Source organism: Methanobrevibacter boviskoreani JH1 (assembly GCF_000320505.1).
GTDB classification, from domain to species: Archaea; Methanobacteriota; Methanobacteria; order Methanobacteriales; family Methanobacteriaceae; genus Methanarmilla; species Methanarmilla boviskoreani.
Genome location: NZ_BAGX02000011.1, coordinates 12336 through 33451, shown reverse-complemented (window position 1 = coordinate 33451; position 21116 = coordinate 12336). Strand labels below are relative to the sequence as shown.

Here is a 21116-nt window from a genome sequence, read left to right as displayed (position 1 = left end):
AAAAACATAAAGTTTGAAAAATAAATATATTATTTTTTAAGAAGATTTTATGAAAAATAGGATATGGCAATAGTTTTTAGATCTTAGCATTGATTCAAATTAAAAATTGAATTTACAGTTTTTAAAATAAATAGAAAAAATAGTTAAAAATTTAACTATTTTCCACTATTCTCTTCAATGAGCTCTTTTGCAAGTGGTGTAATATTATCAGACAACATCTCTTTTAGGAAATCACCAGTATAGGTACCGGATTCTGCAACCTCTTCAGGTGTTCCCTCTGCAATAACACGTCCACCACCTTCTCCACCTTCAGGTCCTAGATCAATAATATGATCTGCTGTTTTAATGACATCCAAATTATGTTCGATTACAACGACACTATTTCCAGCATCTGTTAATCTTTCAAGAACTGAAAGCAATCTTTTGATATCTGCAAAGTGAAGACCTGTAGTAGGTTCATCCAGAATATATAGTGTTTTACCTGTGGAGGTTTTAGACAACTCTTTTGCAAGCTTTACCCTTTGTGCTTCACCACCGGATAATGTTGTTGCAGGCTGACCTAACTTAAGATAACCTAAACCCACATCCTCCAATGTTTGAAGTTTCTTATGGATTATTGGAATATTCTCAAAAAATTCAAGGGCCTCCTCCACAGTCATCTCAAGTACATCATAAATATTTTTACCCTTATATCTAATGTCCAAGGTCTCCTCATTGTATCTTCTACCATGACATACCTCACATGGCACATATACATCAGATAAAAATTGCATTTCTATCTGTATAATTCCGTCACCATGACATGCCTCACATCTTCCACCCTTAACATTAAAACTAAATCTTCCAGGTTTATATCCCCTTGCTTTAGCCTCAGGTGTTTTTGCGAACAATTCACGTATAGGAGTGAATAAACCTATATAAGTTGCAGGATTACTCCTTGGAGTTCTACCAATAGGATTCTGATCTATGATAATCAGTTTATCGATGTTCTCATAACCCTCAATGTCGTCATGGTCACCTGCAAACGCATATTTATGTTCCAATTTACCTTTAAGACCTTTGTAGAGAATCTCATTTACAAGACTACTCTTACCAGATCCGCTTACACCGGTTACACATGTAAATAAACCGAGGGGAATCTTGACATCTATGTTTTTCAGATTGTTTTCCCTTGCACCTCTAATTGTAATAAAGTCCCCATTACCCTCTCTTCTTTTACTTGGTATAGGTATGGTTTCCTTTCTTGATAGGTATCTGCCGGTTATTGACTCATCTGATGCGATTATGTCTGCGGGAGTACCTTCAGCTATTACACGTCCACCATGTTCACCGGCACCTGGTCCTATATCCACCACATAGTCAGCAGACAATATGGTTTCCTCATCATGTTCGACTACAACCAGGGTATTTCCAATATTACAAAGATGCTCGAGGGTATTTATGAGTTTACGGTTATCCCTTTGATGAAGACCGATACTTGGCTCATCCAATATATATAAAACACCTACAAGACCTGAGCCTATTTGGGTAGCCAGACGGATTCTCTGAGCTTCACCACCAGACAATGTACCTGATGAACGAGCCATACTGATATAATCAAGTCCAACGTCCACAAGGAATTTAAGTCTTTGCTTTATCTCCTTTAGAACTTCATTTGCAATATATTTTTCCCTTTTATTAAGTTTTAAATCCTTAAAGAATTCATATGAGTTTTTGATAGACATCTCACAGACTTCGGCAATATTTTTACCACCAACGGTAACTGCTAAAATCTCAGGACGTAACCTTCTACCATTACAAACATAACATTTACGATCACTCATAAATTTAGAGATATGCTTTCTATTCCAATTGGATTTTGTCTCGAAATATAATCTTTGAAGTCGAATGACCACTCCCTCGTATGGCCTGTTAACCATATATGAACGGTTTCTTCTTCTAAATGAAAATGGAATCTTTTCTTTAGAACCGAATAATATGATATTCCGGTATTTCTTATCTAAATCCTCAAATGGAGTGTCTAAAGAGAAACCATAGAAATCTGCCACTGCCTGTAACATCTGATTATAGTAATTGTCTTTCTTATTGGAGTTCTTCCAGGGAGCAATAGCCCCCTCATTTATTGAAAGACTTTTATCAGGCACAACCAAATCAGGATCGATTTCAAGTTTGGAACCTATTCCCTTACATTCAGGACATGCACCTTGTGGAGAGTTAAATGAAAACATACGGGGTGTTAACTCCTCGAAACTTAATCCACAGTCAACACATGCGAAATCTTCTGAATAGAGTTTCTCATAATTCTCCCCATCCTTTGTTTCAAATAATATTCTTACAGTACCCTCACCAAACTTTGTTGCCGTTTCAAGTGAATCTGTTAATCTTCTCTTAAAATCCACCGTGTTTCTTATTTTTAATCTGTCCACTACAATATCAATGGTATGTTTATAGTTTTTTCTAAGGCTTATATCCTCTTCAAGGTCTCTAATCTCGCCATCCACCCTGGCCCTTACAAATCCTTTCTCGCGGTATTCCTCAAAGACCTGCCTATGTTCACCTTTACGGTCCTTTATAATTGGAGCCAATACATGTATCTTAAGACCTTCGCCTTCCTCCATGATGTTTTCCGCAATCTGACCAACAGTCTGCTGTGATATTTCCCTACCACAATTAGGACAATGTGGAATTCCAATACGTGCATATAATAATCTTAAATAATCGTAGATTTCCGTAATGGTACCTACCGTACTTCTGGGATTTACCCTAGTGGTTTTCTGATCTATTGATATGGCTGGTGATAATCCCTCAATGTAATCCAATTCTGGTTTATCCATCTGACCCAAGAACTGTCTTGCATATGAGGATAAAGATTCCACATACCTACGTTGTCCTTCGGCATAGATAGTATCAAATGCAAGTGAGGACTTACCTGAACCACTTAAACCTGTAATTACAATAAACTCATCCCTAGGTAAATTTAAGTCTATATTTTGAAGATTGTGTTCTCTTGCACCCTTAATAACAATTTCTCTTTTATTTGACCTTCTAGCCATAATTTCACCTAATTCCTATTCTATTTGACCTTCTAGCCATAGCTCTTAATAAAAATAAATTAATAATTATAAAAATAATATTATCTTATATAGTTCGTATAATATAAAACTATTCTTTTTAATAAAAACATTTTCAATTTAATAAAGCTTTTAATAAAAAACAATATTAATTCAATAAACCCTTAAGTTCAACTATTTCATCCCTAAGTAATGCCGCCTTTTCAAAATCAAGATTGCTTGCAGCCTCTTCCATGTCTTTTTGTAAATCTCTGATAAGTAATCTTAAATCATCTTTAGGCATCTTTTTAATCTCAGAAAGGTTTTTATTCTTGGTGTCCTCTTTCTTCTCTTTTAATGTTCTTTCAGTTGAACGTGGAGTGATATCATATTTTTTATTATAGGCCATTTGTATATAACGCCTTTTATCCGTAATTTCTTTTGCATTTTTAACGGAATCTGTCATCTCATCGGCATACATAATTACCTGACCATTAACATTACGTGCAGCCCTTCCAATTGTCTGTATAAGAGAGGTTTCACTACGCAGGAAACCTTCTTTATCTGCATCCAGAATAGCCACAAGTGATACCTCAGGTAAATCTAGACCTTCCCTTAAAAGGTTTACACCAACAAGAACGTCAAAGGCACCACGTCTTAAATCATCGATGATGTCAATACGTTCCAAGGTATCGATTTCGGAATGTAAATAATGAACCTTAACACCTATTTTTGCGAAATAATCCGTCAAATCCTCTGCCATTCGCTTAGTTAAAGTGGTGACCAATACACGTTCATCACGTTTAGCACGTTTTTGAACCTCACCAAGTAAATCCTCTACCTGGCCTTTAACGGGACGAATGATTACCTCAGGATCCACTAGACCTGTAGGCCTGATGATTTGCTCCACAACATTATTGCTTCTTGATAGTTCATATTGACCAGGTGTTGCGGAAATATATATTACCTGGTTTACAGATTTTTCAAACTCATCAAACTTTAACGGTCTATTCTCCTTTGCAGATGGAAGTCTGAAACCATAGTCAACCAATGTTTGTTTACGTGCCCTATCCCCATTATACATTCCCCTAATCTGTGGAATGGTAACATGTGACTCATCAATAATTGTTAGATAGTCACTCGGGAAATATTTAAGAAGTGAATATGGCATATCACCCCAGTTACGGCCAGACAAATGCATGGAATAATTTTCAATACCTGGACAATAACCCATCTCCTGAAGCATTTCCATGTCAAATTTGGTTCTTTGCTCCAATCTTTGAGCTTCCACATATTTACCAAGGGCATTCAACTCTTTAAGACGTTCATCCAATTCATCACTTATATCTTTAAGTGCCTGTTCCATTCTATCCTGACCAACAATAAAATGCTTTGCGGGAAAGATCATGTAACGTTCCAAAGATTCCTTCTTCTTTCTAGTTACAGGATCGATTAAGGAAATCTCATCGATTTCATCACCAAACAATTCAATTCTCAATGGAGAAGTACCGTCTACAGGATTTAACTCTATAACATCACCACGGACTCTGAATTGGCCCCTTTCAAATGCAATGTCATTACGTTCATATTGAAGGTAGATCAGACGTGAAAGTATAAATGACCTGTCATATTGGTCCCCAACCTCTATTGGAAAGGCAAATTCCCCATAGTCCTCAGGTGAACCAATACCATATATACAACTAACACTGCTTACAACGATTACATCATCTCGGGATAACAGTGATTGGGTTGCGGAATGTCTTAGGATATCGATATCCTCATTAATTGATGCCTCCTTATCAATAAAGGTATCGCTTCTTGGAACATAGGCCTCCGGCTGATAATAATCATAATAACTTACAAAATATTCCACAGCATTCTCTGGAAAGAATCCCTTAAATTCCTCATATAACTGTGCCGCAAGTGTTTTGTTGTGTGAGATAACAAGTGTCGGTTTCTGAACCTTTTCAATAACATTTGCCATCGTAAAAGTTTTACCAGAACCAGTTACTCCAAGCAATGTTTGTTCATGATATCCCTTATTTACCCCATCAACTAGTGAATTAATAGCCTTAGGCTGGTCCCCCAATGGTTTAAACGGTGAATGTAATTTAAATTCTTTCATAATATCATTTGTAAAAAATAATTCGTTTTTAAATTTAATTATTGAAATTTAGATTAAATTAATATAATATATATAATTATTATATATAAACTAATTAACCTAGCTTATGAAAATAAATAAATATTCATATATATTTTTAAAAATTCTTTTAATTTATCTCTTAATTTTTTTCAAGAAAAATATAATATTTTTCTATTTAATTAAACAAAAATCAATTTTACCCTTATTTATTTAACAAATATCTATTTTTCTTATTAAATAGCTTTTTAAATCATTTTAGTAATATATTTATACAATAAATATAATACTCATATTATAAAGTTCATTTTATATTTGTTAAAGTTTACTTTAATTTTTTTTTGAAATTTTTATCCAAATATGAAATTTACTTTATATTAATTAAAGTATATTTGATAAAATATCAATTATATTTTAATAGATGAATAGGTGATAATTTGAGATTAAATAGGAAACTTATATTTTGCACCATACTCTTATTACTAGCAATAATTAGTTTTAATACAGTTAGTGCAGCTAATATAAATCAGACAAATGATTTTAATGATAATACTTCAGTTATTATCCAAGAAAATCATTACAATAATCTAAATAATGAGAAAAATCAGGACAATATTTTAACTAATCCATCTAATAATGTTATTTATGTAAATAATTCATATACCGGAGACACTGAAGATGGTAGTGAAAATAATCCTTATAGATCTATTAGTGATGCAGTAAATAAATCTTCCAATGGGGGAACCATTTATATTGCTAATGGAAATTATAATATAAATTCAAAAATTTCAATACCTGAAAATAGAAACCTCTCAATTATTGGTCAGAGTAAAGATAATGTTTTAATTACATCATCAGCAATTAATCCCATTTTTGAATTAATTGAAGAAAATTCAACATTGTATTTTTTTAATTTGACATTTTCAAATATATCCTCTGGAAATTATGCAGTTTTAAAAATTGGAGGAAATAGTCCTGTAACTATAGAAGATTGTATTTTTAAAGATTATGAAAGTAAATATGGGGCAATACATCTATATACAAACTCTGAAGCGACTGTAAATAATTGTAGTTTTATTAATGGCAAATGTTCTAAGACTGGAGGAGTAGGTAGCATATATTTATCTGGAAAAGGTAAATACAATGTTTATAATTCTAATTTTGAAAACATAAGCTATTTACCATCCTCTGGTTATATGTATGGATTAATCTATAATTATCAAAGTCAAGGAAATTGTTCCATTATAAACTCAAGTTTCTTAAATACTAAAGGAGCAGCATATTCTATTTTCTATAACAAAGGAGAAATGCATATTTTAAATTCAATAATTAACAATAACACTGTTGAGAAATCATCTACTGGATACCAAGGAGATTGTATATTCTTTAACAAAGGTGATTTATACATTCAAAAATCAACAATTACAAACAATTCTGCAGAAAAATACATATTTAACCAAGAGGGATCATTTAATTTTATAATAAATAATAACACTATTTATGATAATACTTATGGTACATCAGAGATAAATGGTCAGGAATTTGGTACTCTCATATATGAAAATAATACAAATATTAGTAATAGTTCTAGTGAAATTCCTCCTGGAAATTATATAATTACAAATAGTACATTTTTCAATTTCTTTGATTCATATGGAAATTTATTAAGTAATATTACAGAAGGCTCTAATTTAACATTCTATGGAGACTTCAATAATCTTCCAGGAATTAGTTCTATTACTTTAACAAATAATTTAAATATTTATGGTGAAAATGCTTCATTAAAAAATATAATAGTACAATTATTAGGAGACAATATTCTTTTTAATAATTTTACAATGTTAATAAGCGCAGATAGTAAATTGGATAATGCTATTATTACATCAGGCAATAATATTAAAATCTTAAACAATACAATTAATCTTACAGCATCCGGTGATTCTGTAGATTCAAATACAATATTATCAGATTCATGTAATAATTTAACAATTGAAAATAATAAAATATATTTCTATGGTAATGAAACAGACAATAAACAATTTAAAGATATTTCTATAGATATTGAAAAAAGTAAAAATATAAAACTTAACAATAATACATTATATGCTTATTTACCTTCTTGTGCAGTAGAATATGATTCCTATTACAATGCAAAAATAAAGTCTGGAAATGTTTTTATTGATAATTCCAGTAATTTAACAATTAATTACAATAATATTACAACATTATTTAATGATGAAGCAAATGATTCTTATGATACAATTTACGGAGTATATATTTCTAAAACACCAAATGTTACGGTAAATTCAAATAGAATAATCTCTAAAGGTAATAATTATATTTATGGGTTATCTTTAATTGGTGCTATGGATTATACCACATATAAATATATTACAATTACATTTAATGTAAGTAATAATTATATTGAATCTATAACTGATAAATATGGTTCTTGGGGTACTCAAACTCAAGTATCTGATGGTAGTTTTACAAATAATACCATAATAACAAAAGCCAATAATATTAGTTATGGTATGTATTCAGAAGGATCTATGGGTCCTACATATGTCCAAACTTATAATAACACAATAAACTCAACAGCTAACTCAGTATGGGGAATAAGCGCTTCAGGAAGAACAGAATCTATTAAAGAAAATAATGTTACTACAAATGGTAATTATACAATTGGTATTTTCTTAGGTTTATTTGGAAGTAATTCCTTAGCTACCGTTAGAAATAATAATATTAAATCAAATGGTAAAAATCTAGGTAATTCAACTGGAGGACATAATGAAACAAGCGGCATATATGTTTATAGAGGTAAATCATATATTCAACTTAACAATATTTCAACAAGTGGAGAATATAGTATAAATTTAGGCCAAAACAATAATCAAACTGTAACAGATAATTATTTAATATCAAATTCAAGTAAAGGAGATTCTAGTGTATATACTAATAAATCTAATAATTTAATAAAAGATAATTATCCTGCTTATGAAGGAATCGTATATGTTTCTGTAGATGGAAATGATACTAATGAAGGTTCTAAAGATGCTCCTCTTGCAACAATTAAAAAAGCTTTAGAAATTGCATTAAATAAATATGGTTCACACCATATAATTATTAACTCTGGAGTTTATAATGAATCATCATTATCAATTGATGATGATTTAATTATGGAAGGATTTGGAATTAATAGAACTATTATTGATGGTCAAAATAAAAGTGTAATCATTCAATCTTATGGAAATTTAAGTTTAATTAATTTAAGCTTAATTAATGGTAATAATAATTATCAATCTGGTGGAGCAATACAAAACAATCTTGGAAATTTAAGTTTAAATTATGTTAAAATAAATAACTCTCAAACATTTTACAATGGTGGAGCTATTTATAACTCAGGTAATTTAATTATTAATAATACTGAAATTACTAATAATATAGCAGGAGGTTCTGGTGGAGGAATCTACAATGGAATTAATAGTGAAGTTGAAGGAACTTTTAACTTTATAATTGAAAATTCAAATATATCTAATAATACTGCTAATTCTAATGAATTTGGTGGTGGAGCTATTTACATGCAATTAATAAATGGAGTTAAAAAAATAAACAACACTACCTTTAATAACAATAAAGGATATTATGGTGGAGCTATTTTTGTTCAAAGATCATCTGGTAATTTTAATATAAATAATACCCAATTTATCAATAATTCCATAAACTCTAGTGAAGACAAATATGGTGGAGGAGCTATATGCTTAATAGGAGATTCATATACAAAAATTGGAAATCTTATAATTACAAAATCAATATTAATTAACAATAGTGCAAAATGTTCTGCTGGGGGAATATTTGATCGTAATATTGATTTGAATATTTCTAACTCTATAATATTATATAATTATGATAAAAATAATCAAACAATTGTTAAATCTACTACTAGCTTTGGTCCTTCATTCAAAATTAATTTGGATAATAATTGGTGGGGTAATACAAAAGACAATGTAGATTTTAATTCAATGTTAGTAAATAATACCAATAATCCTAATTATTGGTTAATACTAAATTTAACATCTGAAAAATCAGATTTAATTCTTGGCAATAAATCAAATATTAAATTAGATTTGATTAAAAACCAAAATGGAGAAACTATAGATATTACTAAATTACCCGAAAATATACCTGTAAACTTTGAAGCTATAAATGGTTACTTAAATCACTATAATGGCACATTAATTAATGGTATTGAAAATATAACTTATACAGCAAATAAAGAAGGTAATGGAATTATAACAGCAGATATTTACAATATTAGAACTAGTATTAATATTAATAATACAATTGATAATACAATCTATTATAATTTGGATACTAATCTTGTAAAATATTATAGAAATAGTTCTAATTTAATTGTTAACTTAAAATATAGTAATGGTACAGCAGTTTCTAATTATACAATATCAATTCAAGTATGTGGTAAATTATATAATAAAACAACAAATGATTTAGGTATTGCAGAATTAGCAATAAATCTTAATCCAGGTAAATACAATGGAATAGTTTATATTAATGATAATCTTAATCAAACAATTCCCATAAATATTACTGTTTTAGTTAATAATGTTAGTATTGAAGGTTCAAATCTTGTTAAATATTATGGAAATGGATCTAATTTAAGAATACGTTTAGTTGACTTAAATGGTGTTGGTATTTCAAATGTAAAAGTTAAATACATAATACAAGGTAAAACCTATTATAGAACCACTGATTCCATGGGTTATGCTACCTTAACTATTAATCTATATTCTGGAAAATACAGTAGCACAATTGTAGTGGATAATCCTGGTTATAATTCAAATAAATTATCAGTAAATGTTACTGTACTTAAAATCCCCGGAACTTTAAAAATAGTTAATACAAATATTAGGAAAGGTACTTATCTTAAAGTTAGACTTTTAGATAAAAACAATAAACCTATTAAAGCAACTCAGGTTAAAGTTACAGTATGTGGTAAGACATATATTAAAACTACAGATGCTAACGGTTATGCATACTTAAAGATTAACCTTAATCCTAAAAAATATGATGTTAAAGTAAGTATTAAGGATACACGTAACTATGATGTAAAATCTGCAAGCGCTAAAATCACAGTTCATAAATAGATTTCTAAAAAAATTAAAAATTTACATCTGGGGAGTAAATCCCCATATTTATTCTTTTTTAAAATAGATCAAGTTTTAGAAGCTCATGAAATTTACGATTACTTCCCAAAAAAATTCCATCAAAAAATACATCAATTCAGCAAACAGCATTTTAAAATACTCTGAAAACTACAAAAATAAGAAAAAAGATTTTATTGTAGATACAACACCAATAGAATTAGATTTCAAAAGACAAAGTAAAAAAAACTTACAAAAAAGATTTAAAATAAAGTTATTCCTCTCCTAAAGACCATTATAATGGATTTAAAGCTACATTTATACTTGATTACTTCTTTAACTACTGTTACAATATCATTACATTCTGGTGTCCCGAATGATACAAAACTTTTTAAAAAATTTTAAAATAACTACATAAATGAAGACCAATAAGAAAAAGATACATCTTAATATTTAATAAAGGTTATTACAGCTTTAAAAACTACCAATTAATAATTAACAATTATAAAATAGTTCCTTTCATTTTCACAAAAGAAAAATTAACGACAAAATAAGTTACTCACTAGACGTCTTTAACAATAATAAAAAGATACAAAAGTCCAAATTCAAAAAATTAAAAGAGAATTACTAAATAAACTTGTCAACTGTGAGAAATATAAACCAATATGAGGAAAAAATAGAAGATTATTTTAAAGTACTAAATTTCAGACCCCTAAATATTTGTATTATTTTACTTTTAAATTCCAATAATTAAAAAAAAAGTTTAAAGATAAATTTATATTATAAAACCTATCAAAACTATTATTAGTTTTCATAAACACAGTAAACGTTTATAAATAGAAAAAATAAATAGTTTTCTATAAAAATCTTTTTTTAATGGTTAATATGATTAGTTATGAGGAATTTGAACAGATTGTAGTTAAGATACTTGAAAGGGACATAGCATCAAATCAAGATCAAAAATCTGCCATTCAAGCTGATTTAAATCAATCTCTTTTTATAGTAGCAGGTCCAGGTTCTGGTAAAACAACTGTGATTGTACTTAAAATATTAAAATACCTATTTGTAGATGATGTTGAACCTGAGGAGATTGTTGCCACAACATTCACACGAAAAGCTGCAGATGAATTAACCAGTAGAATATTAGATTGGGGATATAAAATCAAGGATTACCTTTTAAATGAAGGTATGAATAAAGGTTATGAGTTTGAAAAAATTCAAAAAATAGCCCATATTGATTTTAACCAAATATTGACCGGTACCGTAGATAGTGTTGCACAGGATTTACTTAGAGTCAACCGTCAGCCAGGTACTAATTTACCTAATGTCATTGAATCCTTCGTTACAGAATCTGCTATGACCAATGTAGGTCTCTATAGAAATGATCGTTATCTTAACGAAGACCTTCAAAAATATCTTGGAGAGCTTAAAGGTAGAGACAAAATCAAAAATCCATCCATGATGAGTCAAATGATTTTATCCATTAAAAATAAGATGTACTATGATGTTGTTGATATGGACGAGATAAGACAAACATCAACAGATCCAGGGCAAATTCAGGTTTTGGATGCTATCGATGAGTATGAAAAAGAACTTAGAGGACGAAACAGTATTGATTTTCCGATGCTGGAGGATTTATTCCTTGAAAAACTTGAAAATGAAGAATTTGAAGACTTCTTATCCAAAGTTAAAATAGTGCTTGTAGATGAATACCAGGACACAAACCTCCTACAAGAGAAGATTTACTTTAAGATAGCCGAATTTGCAATTAGAAATGGTGGAAATATAACGGTTGTAGGTGATGATGACCAATCATTGTACCGTTTTAGGGGAGCGACTGTAGACTTATTTACCAATTTCCCGAAACGTGCATCAGAATCATTAGGCATTTACGTGAATGTAATTAATCTTAAGGAGAATTACAGATCCACTGAGAATATTATCAATCTATGTAACCATTTTGCGGAACTAGATGAAAAATATCAGAATGCGCGTGTAAGTCATAAGCCACCAATCGTATGTCCTGAGAATAATAAGGGAAAAAACATACCGATTATTGGTCTTTTCAGAAACACTCAGGAAATCCTTGCAAGGGACTTGTCAAATCTTATAAGTGAACTTATCAATAAGGGAACTGTAAGAAGGAAGGTCCAGAATATTGTGGATACCAAATCCTTTGAAAAATTGAATAACAGTAATAACTTAGCCTTGAAATCCAAAGATAAAGAAGACAAGTACATCGAGATTAGTTTAGACAGTGAGGACGGTTCTGCATCAGATATTGCGTTTTTGACATACTCAACAAAGGAAACATCAAGGGGCCATAATTACAAGTTCCCATACTACCTTAGAAAAACTCTTGAAAAACGTAATGTGGAAGTTTTTAATCCACGTGGTCAGGATATTCAGGATATTCAGGCTGTACAAATATTCTGTGGACTTATGCTAGAATGTATTGACCCCGACATGAAGATTCAAAAAATGGATAAAAACATTCCAAAATCATCATTTAGAATTATGAGACGTTGGAGAGAAAACGCACGTAAATTCATGGATAAGGATCCGGAGCCTGTAAGTCCCATTACCCTCAAGGAATTTGTAGAATTATGGCAACTTAGAAAACCATATAAGATGGACAAATGGCCTTCCAGTGTAAGATTAATGGATCTTGCATACAAGCTATTAACATGGATCGATTACCTTCAGGAAGATGTTGAAGGGATTGTTTATCTTGAGGCTATTACCCAGACCATTAACCAGACAGGATTCTTCAATGAATATGGTTCTGAGATATACTTTGATACAGAGTCAAAAGAAATTAAATCAATCAATGAATTATATTGGAATGTATTCATACCAATTGCATCCGGCGGGGTAAGTATTGAAGAGGAATTACTTGAAACCCTACCAGACAATAGACTTAATATAATGTCCATACATCAATCCAAGGGTCTGGAATTTCCTCTCGTAATAGTTGATGTAGGTTCTGAATTTGACAAGGACCTTGCAAACACAAGCTTTTTAAGATTTCCCAAAAAAGGCGGACAAGACCAGGAGCTCGAGGATAGAATTCGTAAATATAGTAAAGATATGAAAATAGTTAAAAGGGACCAGGTTGACCGTTCCTTTGATGATCTGACAAGACGTTATTTTGTTGCATTCTCAAGGGCCCAGGATGTTTTAATACTTGTTGGTCTAACTTCCAATATATATGGATATGACACCAAAGACAAACATAGAAATATTCCAAACATCGCATTAGGTTGGAATAGGGATGAAGAATTCATAGGTTTTAATGAAATGTATATGATTTAATTAATGTCAATTTCAGATTATATTAATTAATTCTAATATTCATTTCATCTATTTTTAATAATTTATCTGGATAAAATTGTTTTAAACTCAGATAATAGAAAACTGATTTTATAGTTGTAATCCTATAGAAATATATAATCCATCTCTTCAAGGTCATTAATCTGTTTACACAATAGTAGTCCTTAAAAGAGATTAAAATAGTAAAGATTACAAAAAATATGCATACTTAATTAAGTCTATTTTAAAGTACAATATCTGGGTTGAAGAAATTTCCGATGAGGATGGTTTCCATACTATTAAGTCTATTTTAAAGTAATTAATGTAAAATGTTTTAATTTACAATTGTTAATTGTTTAATTATATATCCTTTTCTACTTATTTTTTCAAGCATGATTTTCAATTTTTTTATCGATTTTTATATGATTTTATCTGAATTTTATATATTCGATTAAATTAGAGTTATGATAAAACAAACATTTAATAGTGTTTAAATATCTTTATCATACAATAAGACATTTCTATTTTTATAAATCAGAGCTCAATCTTATCTTATTTTGATATGATACAAGTCTTATATATCTATTTAAGTTTTAAAACCATGTATCCCCCGAATTTTAACTGAGATAAATCTTAGATTTTTATATTAATTTTATCCTATTTTAATCTTATTTTAGTTATTTTAAATAGTATTGCACTGTTTTTGATTAATACAGACAGATTTGTGCTCTATTTCTTAATCATAACCTTTATATACAATTTTCTACTTAGATTTATATATGAAATTATTTCTATTAATCCATGAGTTTTAAAAATTATAAGTTAAGGAATAATTTTCTACTCTTTATGATTACTGACGTTTTTTTTAAATTTTATTTCAATAGTTTTAAAATGATTTTAATTATAAGGATTCATAGATTATTAAACTTTTAATTATATGATTTTTAAAAGTCAAAGTTATTTGGATATAATTTTAAAATTTGAATAGGAGGCGAAAAATGTCGAAGAAATTTAGATATTTTAGCTTAATTCTAGTTCTCATTATCTTTTTATGTGTTGGTGCAGTTTCTGCTACTGATTTGGATAATGGAACTACGGTTAGCATGTCAAATTCTTCGGTTCAAGATTCAGTTCAAAATGTTTATGATAATGAAAGTACAAATTCAATAGGTTTAAGTACGTCTGCTATTGGAAGTGCAAACAACTTATCTGCAACTGTTTCAGATGATTATAATAATATTGGGGATGCTCCTAACGGGAATGTTTCCAGTACAGTAAGTACATCCGTTACTAACAGCACATTAGAAAATAGTTCTACACCCAATAATATTAGTGTAAATAATTCCACATCAAATAATATCGGCAGGAATAATTCTTCTAATGAAGTTAAGAATACTACAATTTCAGCAAAAAATAATACTGGTGTAGGTAATTCTTCCCTTGTAAAACCTAAAGCTGCAGGTTCTGCAAACTCTAATACTTTTAGTATTAGTCAAATTATTAGTGCTGCTAAATATGTTAAAAATTACTATGCTTCATATGGTAAATTACCAAGTACCGTCACTATTGGTTCAGTGAAAGTTAGCTTAGCTCAATTCTTATATTATGAATCTAAAGCTATATCTCAACTTAACTCTGGCAATAAGGCAAATATTAAAATTATTGGATCTATGGATGAGCCTTCCAGTCCAAATAGTGGTGATTCCGTAAGTGGTAAATTAACTAAATCTGCCTATGTTGATTCAGCTACCAGGACCTACAAATTCATATTAAATTATTTACAAGGTCCTAATTATTCAACAACCACTCTTAAAAGAGTATCTTATAATAGATTAATTGAAGCATTTAGTGTTGCTCTTGATTATTATGGATCTAACAATAAGTTACCTGATTATTTAACCCTTAAATATGGTTCTAAAACCACTGCAGGTGCAAATTCTGTTAGTTCTGTAAGTATTAATCAAATCATTGCTGCATCTAAAGTTGTTAAAGAATATTATGCAGCTAACGGTAAACTTCCAAGTACCGTGATGATAGGTTCTGTAAAATGTACTTTATCTCAGTTCTTATACTATGAGTCTAAAGCTATTTCACAGTTAAATTCAGGTAATAAAGCAAATATCCCTATTGTTAAATCTTTAAATGAACCTTCCAGCCCTAATATGGGAGATGTTAATAGTGGTAATCTAGCTAAATCCGGATATGTTGATTCAGCTACCAGGACCTACAAATTCATATTAAATTATAATCAAGGTCCTAATTATTCAACTACAACTCTTGGAAGGGTTTCATATAATAATTTAATTAGGGCTTTCGCCGATGTACTTGTATCTTATGGTAATAATAAACGTTTACCTTCTAGTGTAGCAATTAATAATAAAGATGTTACAGGTTTTTATAATACTACAATTATTGGTAAAAATGTTACCATAATTGGTGGTACCGGAACTTATTATACAGTTGTATTAAAAGATAAAAATGGTAAAGTTCTTGCAAATAAAAAAGTTAGATTCACCATAGTTGGTGTAAACTATGATGTTGTAACTGATTCAAATGGAATTGCAAAACTCCAAATAAATTTAAGGGGAGGTAATAGCTATAAAATAAGCTATTTATTTGCTGGTGATAAAAACTATAATAGTTCTAATGGATCTGCAGTAATTAAAGTTACTAAAACAAATCCTAACATATCCGCTTCCAATGTAACTGTGTATTATAAGGATGGTTCCAAATTCGTTATTGTACTGAAAGATTTCAAAGGTAATGCTTTGGCTAAAAAAGAGGTTTACCTTAAAATTGGTAACTCTGTTTATAAATTAGTTACAGACAGTAAAGGTAAAGCACAATATGTGATTAATTTAAATCCTGGAACTTATACTGTGACTTATAGTTTCAACGGTGATTCCTATCGTTATAGTGCTAATTCAACTGGAAAAATTGTAGTTAAAAAATTATCTTATGTCATAAAAGCAAATGACCTTACAACTACCAGTAAAACTGGATATTATAATTTTAGCGTATATGATAATCTTGGTAAAAAAATCGTAAATCAATATGTTAATGTTACCATTGCAGGAAAACTTTATACAGTTAAAACTGACTCCAATGGAAATGTTAAAATTGCATACAATTTAAGCAAGGGAACATATACCGCTAAAATAAGTATAGTTGGAAATAATATTTATAACAGCAATTCAGCTAGTAAAAAGATTACTATTAATAATCAGCCAGCTACATATTTAACTATTAATCAGATTGTAAATGCTGCTAAAGTAGTTAAAAAATATTATGCAGATCATGGTTCTCTTCCATCAACAGTTACTATTGGTTCAACTAAAGTCACTATAGCTCAATACTTATATTATGCATCTAGAGCTATTGCACAAATTAACGCAAATAATATGGCTAATATACCTATTATTGCTTCAGTTGATCCAGCAAGTAACCCGAATATGGGAGATACAATCAATGGTAATTTAAACAAAACAGGCTATGTTGACTCTGCAACTAGGACCTACAAATTCATATTAAATTATATGCAGGCTCCTAACTATTCAACAACCGCACTTAATAGAGTATCATTCAATACCCTTACTGAGGCATTTAGTGTTGCTCTTGATTATTATCTTTCAAATAAAAAATTACCGGATTATCTTACTATAACATCAGGTAAAGAAACTACTGCCCATAGTAATTCTGTAACAACCAAATATGTAACAATTAATCAGATTATTAGTGCTGCTAAAGTAGTTAAAGAATATTATGCGAAAAATAAAAAGTTACCAAAAAGTGTAACTGTCGGTTCATATAAATGTACCCTAGCTCAATTCTTATACTATGAATCTAGAGCTATTGCACAAATTAACGCTAATAATATGGGTAATATACCTATTATCGGTTCATTAGATGAACCATCAAGCCCAAATATGGGAGATACAATCAATGGTAATTTAAACAAAGCAGGCTATGTTGACTCTGCAAGTAGGACCTACAAATTCATATTAAATTATAAACAAGGCCCTAACTATTCAACAACAACTGTTGGAAAAGTTTCATACAATGCTTTAATCGAGGCATTCAGCAGAGTCCTCGCATATTATGGTGAGAATAAGCAACTTCCAAGCTATACTGCCATCGATACAACAAGTGGTAAAGACACATCATCCATTACTGCTCTTGCAAAAAGTTTAACTTCTGGTCTTAGTTCAGACTATGATAAAGCTGTTGCTATGTTTAATTGGGTAAGAGATAATGTCTTATATGACTATTATTATAATTCCCAGCAAGGTGCAGCATTAACTTTAACTAAAAAAAGTGGTAACTGTTGTGATCAATCTAACCTTTATGTTGCTATGTGTCGTGCTGTAGGAATAACTGTACGTTATGTTCACGGTTACTGTCACTTTACAGATGGCTGGTATGGTCATGTTTGGACTGAAGTATATGTAAACGGTAAATGGTATTCTGCAGATTGTATTTCAAAAAGAAATACATTCGGTTCCATTAATAATTGGAACACCGCTACTGCAACAATATATAATAGATATACTAATTTACCATTCTAATTTAAATATATGATGATAAGGATAGTCCTTATCTACCAATTATTAAAATAGTTTAGAAGTTTTTTACTTCTAAATTATTTCTTAATTTAATTTTTTCTTATTTTTCATTGTTTCTAGTTTATTTCTATTTTTTAACTTTGTTTATTATTATCTGCTGACTTTTAGTTTTTTTTAGATATTGATAATTTCCTCTTACTAACTTAACTATAAAGAAACTTTATTTATCTAAATAACATAATGTCTCATCCTGTTCTAGATCATAATAGAACTTAAGGTTCTTATTATCAAATTCATATACATGAATCATTTCGTAAATATCCTCATCTAGTTCATCATCAATTTTATTTAACTGATTTGGATAATCCTTAAATAAATCCCTATTGAATTCCAATCTATTCTCATCCTCAAACAATGCACCATAATAGATATCTGTTTCCACAAGATCCTGAAACATATGACTTCCAAGGGACAATTCTGGTTCATATCCTGCCTGACTGTAGGATTCTTCCAGAATTACGGAGAAATTACTAATATCTGCAAACACTGCAGGAATTCCAAGTTCAGGTGATGATGTACCTAATCTTCCAGGAACTATCAACATTGAATTTCTATTGTTTTTTCTACAATACTTATTGATTTTACCGATGACATTTCTTATTTTTGGCTTTTCACTATATGGATAATGATAATAGTAGTATGGATGAACATATACCAATGTATCAATATTCTCTTTTCTAGATCTTCCCATTGAGGAATCTTTAATATGGAAATATATATTATCGGTAACTTCAGGAATCTCGATCTTCTCATCACTTTTAGAGACCTGCAATGGTCTGCATTGAAGTAAATTTACTACAAATGAATGGTTTTCACCTACGTTTACCGTGTATTCAATATCTACTGGATAGTCATATGCTTTCTGTAAAGTGGATAACACCTCCTTCATGAGATTTATAAATTTACTGTTATTTACAAGTCCGTTACAGTTTACAAATACAATTTCCCTATGTTGTCCCCTATCGGAATATAGTCTCTCTGCTTCGGTATCATGTTCCACCAATGCTTGTTTGGCATATCTTGGAACTATTTTCAAACCGTCCTCAACATCCAATTCGTCAATCTGAATCTTTTTAAGATTTAGCAAATCAAGGTAATGTTGTGAAAATTCATGTCTTTTGGCTACATTCGGCTGTGTTTGTGCCCTTGGACGGTTTACATTAACAATTCTCGGATAATCCTTCTGGGTCCTATCTACTGCCTTTGTACCTAAACCCATTACAAGTCTTAACATTCCATTATTAGCACTTCTTTCCTCAAGAGGCAAATATGGACTATAGGAGAAACCCACACCTGCGGCTGTTGGGAAGAAATAATCTCCATAATAGGAACCTGAAACCCTCTGAACCAAAAGAGCCATCTGTTCATCCTTATCATCAAGATGTTTTAATTTCCTATATTCCAATGCGGATATATTCATGGTACTTGCATATACCCTTTTTACAGCGTTTTCAAACTCTTCCAATCTTTGTTCAATTGGACCACGGTTTACACAGAATATTGACTCATATTTTCCTGCAAATGCATTACCATATCCGTCTTCAAGAAAACTACTGGATCTGACTATGATAGGACTTTGACCAAAATAATCTAAGATTCTCTTAAACTTCTCTTTAATGTCATCTGTAAATTCACCATTTTTTAAACCTTCCTCAAGTTCCCGGCCTGCAGAATAATATCCTTCTTTGGTTCTTTGCTGAACCCTAATATCCCATAAATCATTAGATACAATATATGTGTAGAATAGGTCGGAGCCGATATAAAAAGAATCGTCTGGTTCAAATCCCCGATAAATCTCAGGTTTATCATGTTCAATGATTTTACGTGCAAGAAGCATACCACATGCTTTACCACCAATCATTCCACTTCCAACAACCCTATCATATACAGAAAAATAATCTTCGGCCGTAAAATATTCCCTAACCTTTACTGCCATATCTTCCTGTTTAGTCATTAACATATTACACATCTGGTCACATTTATCCCGAATATCCTTTCCACTTTCATATTCTATCATGGTTTTTTCAAAGAATCGTTCCCAACTATCGGTGTTCTGTTCATTATGATAAGCAGAGGCATCATTTATAACCCCATAAAACTCACTAACCTCAAGTCCATCAGTCAATGCCTTAAGTTTTCCTGTTTTCGGTTCATATTTATGACCTAAAAACATGTTTTGAGAATATCTGTTCCAAACCTTTAATGGATGGATAAAAAGATAATCATTCTTTGAATAAATGTCTAAGAACAATTGGGTTGTTTCACTTATTTTAGCTATTGCGTCAAATGAGTGTTTACCACGTATAATGGGAAAATATGCCACTGTATCAAGTGTAAATAAATAGGGACATGTTACCTTAAAGAAGTTTCCCATCATTAAATCAGTAGACCATGCAGACTGTAATTCCGATAGGGAATCAAAAACAAAGTATGCTCCCTTACCTTCCTTTTCAATAATTTTATGTACCTCAAGGGTAAATGATTCAAAAAGATTATCCGGATTTACCTCATATATCTTAACACCCTCTTTGTAAATCATTGAAAATTCAGTATCCGGATTCTCCCTTTCCTTATTTAAATTCTTATAGTCCTCTTCACTTAAGTTAATTAAAGGTTTATTCTGACCAAAATGAATATAGATTATATTCTTATTATCTTTAACGGCCTCCCTAACAAAAGGTTCTACAAAATATGAGAATTCTTTTAAATTAGAAACCTGCCAAACCACATTATCCCCTAAACGAATATTATCCAATGTTTTATCAAGGGGAGGTATACCTGACTTTATTCTTTCAAATGATGACATTTTTAACAAATCCTTAATTTT

At 30.2% G+C, this 21116-nt stretch carries 6 protein-coding genes; 3 read left to right on the top strand and 3 right to left on the bottom strand.

What is annotated here, in order from left to right; genetic code table 11:
- Positions 1 to 155 precede the first annotated feature (155 nt).
- Both uvrA and uvrB read right to left on the bottom strand, forming a co-directional pair.
- A complete protein-coding gene (uvrA, locus tag ON24_RS02670; RefSeq protein WP_040681862.1) occupies positions 156 to 3053 on the bottom strand; it encodes an excinuclease ABC subunit UvrA in 2898 nt (965 codons plus the stop codon).
- A gap of 166 nt (positions 3054 to 3219) precedes the next feature.
- Complete coding sequence (gene uvrB, locus ON24_RS02665; protein WP_040681861.1) at positions 3220 to 5175, bottom strand: excinuclease ABC subunit UvrB; 1956 nt, start codon at positions 5173 to 5175, stop codon at positions 3220 to 3222.
- 455 nt (positions 5176 to 5630) lie between these two features.
- Between uvrB and ON24_RS02660 the strand changes: the two genes are divergently transcribed.
- The 3 genes from ON24_RS02660 (at position 5631) to ON24_RS08925 (ending at position 18232) form a co-directional block, all read left to right on the top strand.
- Positions 5631 to 10358: a hypothetical protein gene (locus ON24_RS02660; protein WP_040681860.1), complete on the top strand. Its 4728-nt coding sequence runs from the start codon at positions 5631 to 5633 to the stop codon at positions 10356 to 10358.
- Positions 10359 to 11240: 882 nt separating this feature from the next.
- On the top strand, positions 11241 to 13670 hold the full coding sequence (locus tag ON24_RS02655; protein ID WP_040681859.1) for a DEAD/DEAH box helicase: 2430 nt from the start codon (positions 11241 to 11243) through the stop codon (positions 13668 to 13670).
- A gap of 995 nt (positions 13671 to 14665) precedes the next feature.
- Complete coding sequence (locus ON24_RS08925) at positions 14666 to 18232, top strand: transglutaminase-like domain-containing protein (RefSeq protein WP_050553533.1); 3567 nt, start codon at positions 14666 to 14668, stop codon at positions 18230 to 18232.
- Positions 18233 to 18449: 217 nt separating this feature from the next.
- Here ON24_RS08925 and ON24_RS02645 read toward each other — a convergent pair whose 3' ends face one another.
- The gene (locus tag ON24_RS02645) at positions 18450 to 21095 is read right to left on the bottom strand and encodes a PEP/pyruvate-binding domain-containing protein (protein WP_040681858.1); all 2646 of its coding nucleotides are present in this window, start codon (positions 21093 to 21095) and stop codon (positions 18450 to 18452) included.
- Positions 21096 to 21116: the final 21 nt, after the last annotated feature.

What these genes read in the sequence shown, in the direction of transcription:
- uvrA (WP_040681862.1), bottom strand. Translation starts at nt 3,053, where the DNA reads ATGGCTAGAAGGTCAAATAAAAGAGAAATTGTTATTAAGGGTGCAAGA.
- uvrB (WP_040681861.1), bottom strand. Translation starts at nt 5,175, where the DNA reads ATGAAAGAATTTAAATTACATTCACCGTTTAAACCATTGGGGGACCAG.
- ON24_RS02655 (WP_040681859.1), top strand. Translation starts at nt 11,241, where the DNA reads ATGATTAGTTATGAGGAATTTGAACAGATTGTAGTTAAGATACTTGAA.
- ON24_RS08925 (WP_050553533.1), top strand. Translation starts at nt 14,666, where the DNA reads ATGTCGAAGAAATTTAGATATTTTAGCTTAATTCTAGTTCTCATTATC.
- ON24_RS02645 (WP_040681858.1), bottom strand. Translation starts at nt 21,095, where the DNA reads ATGTCATCATTTGAAAGAATAAAGTCAGGTATACCTCCCCTTGATAAA.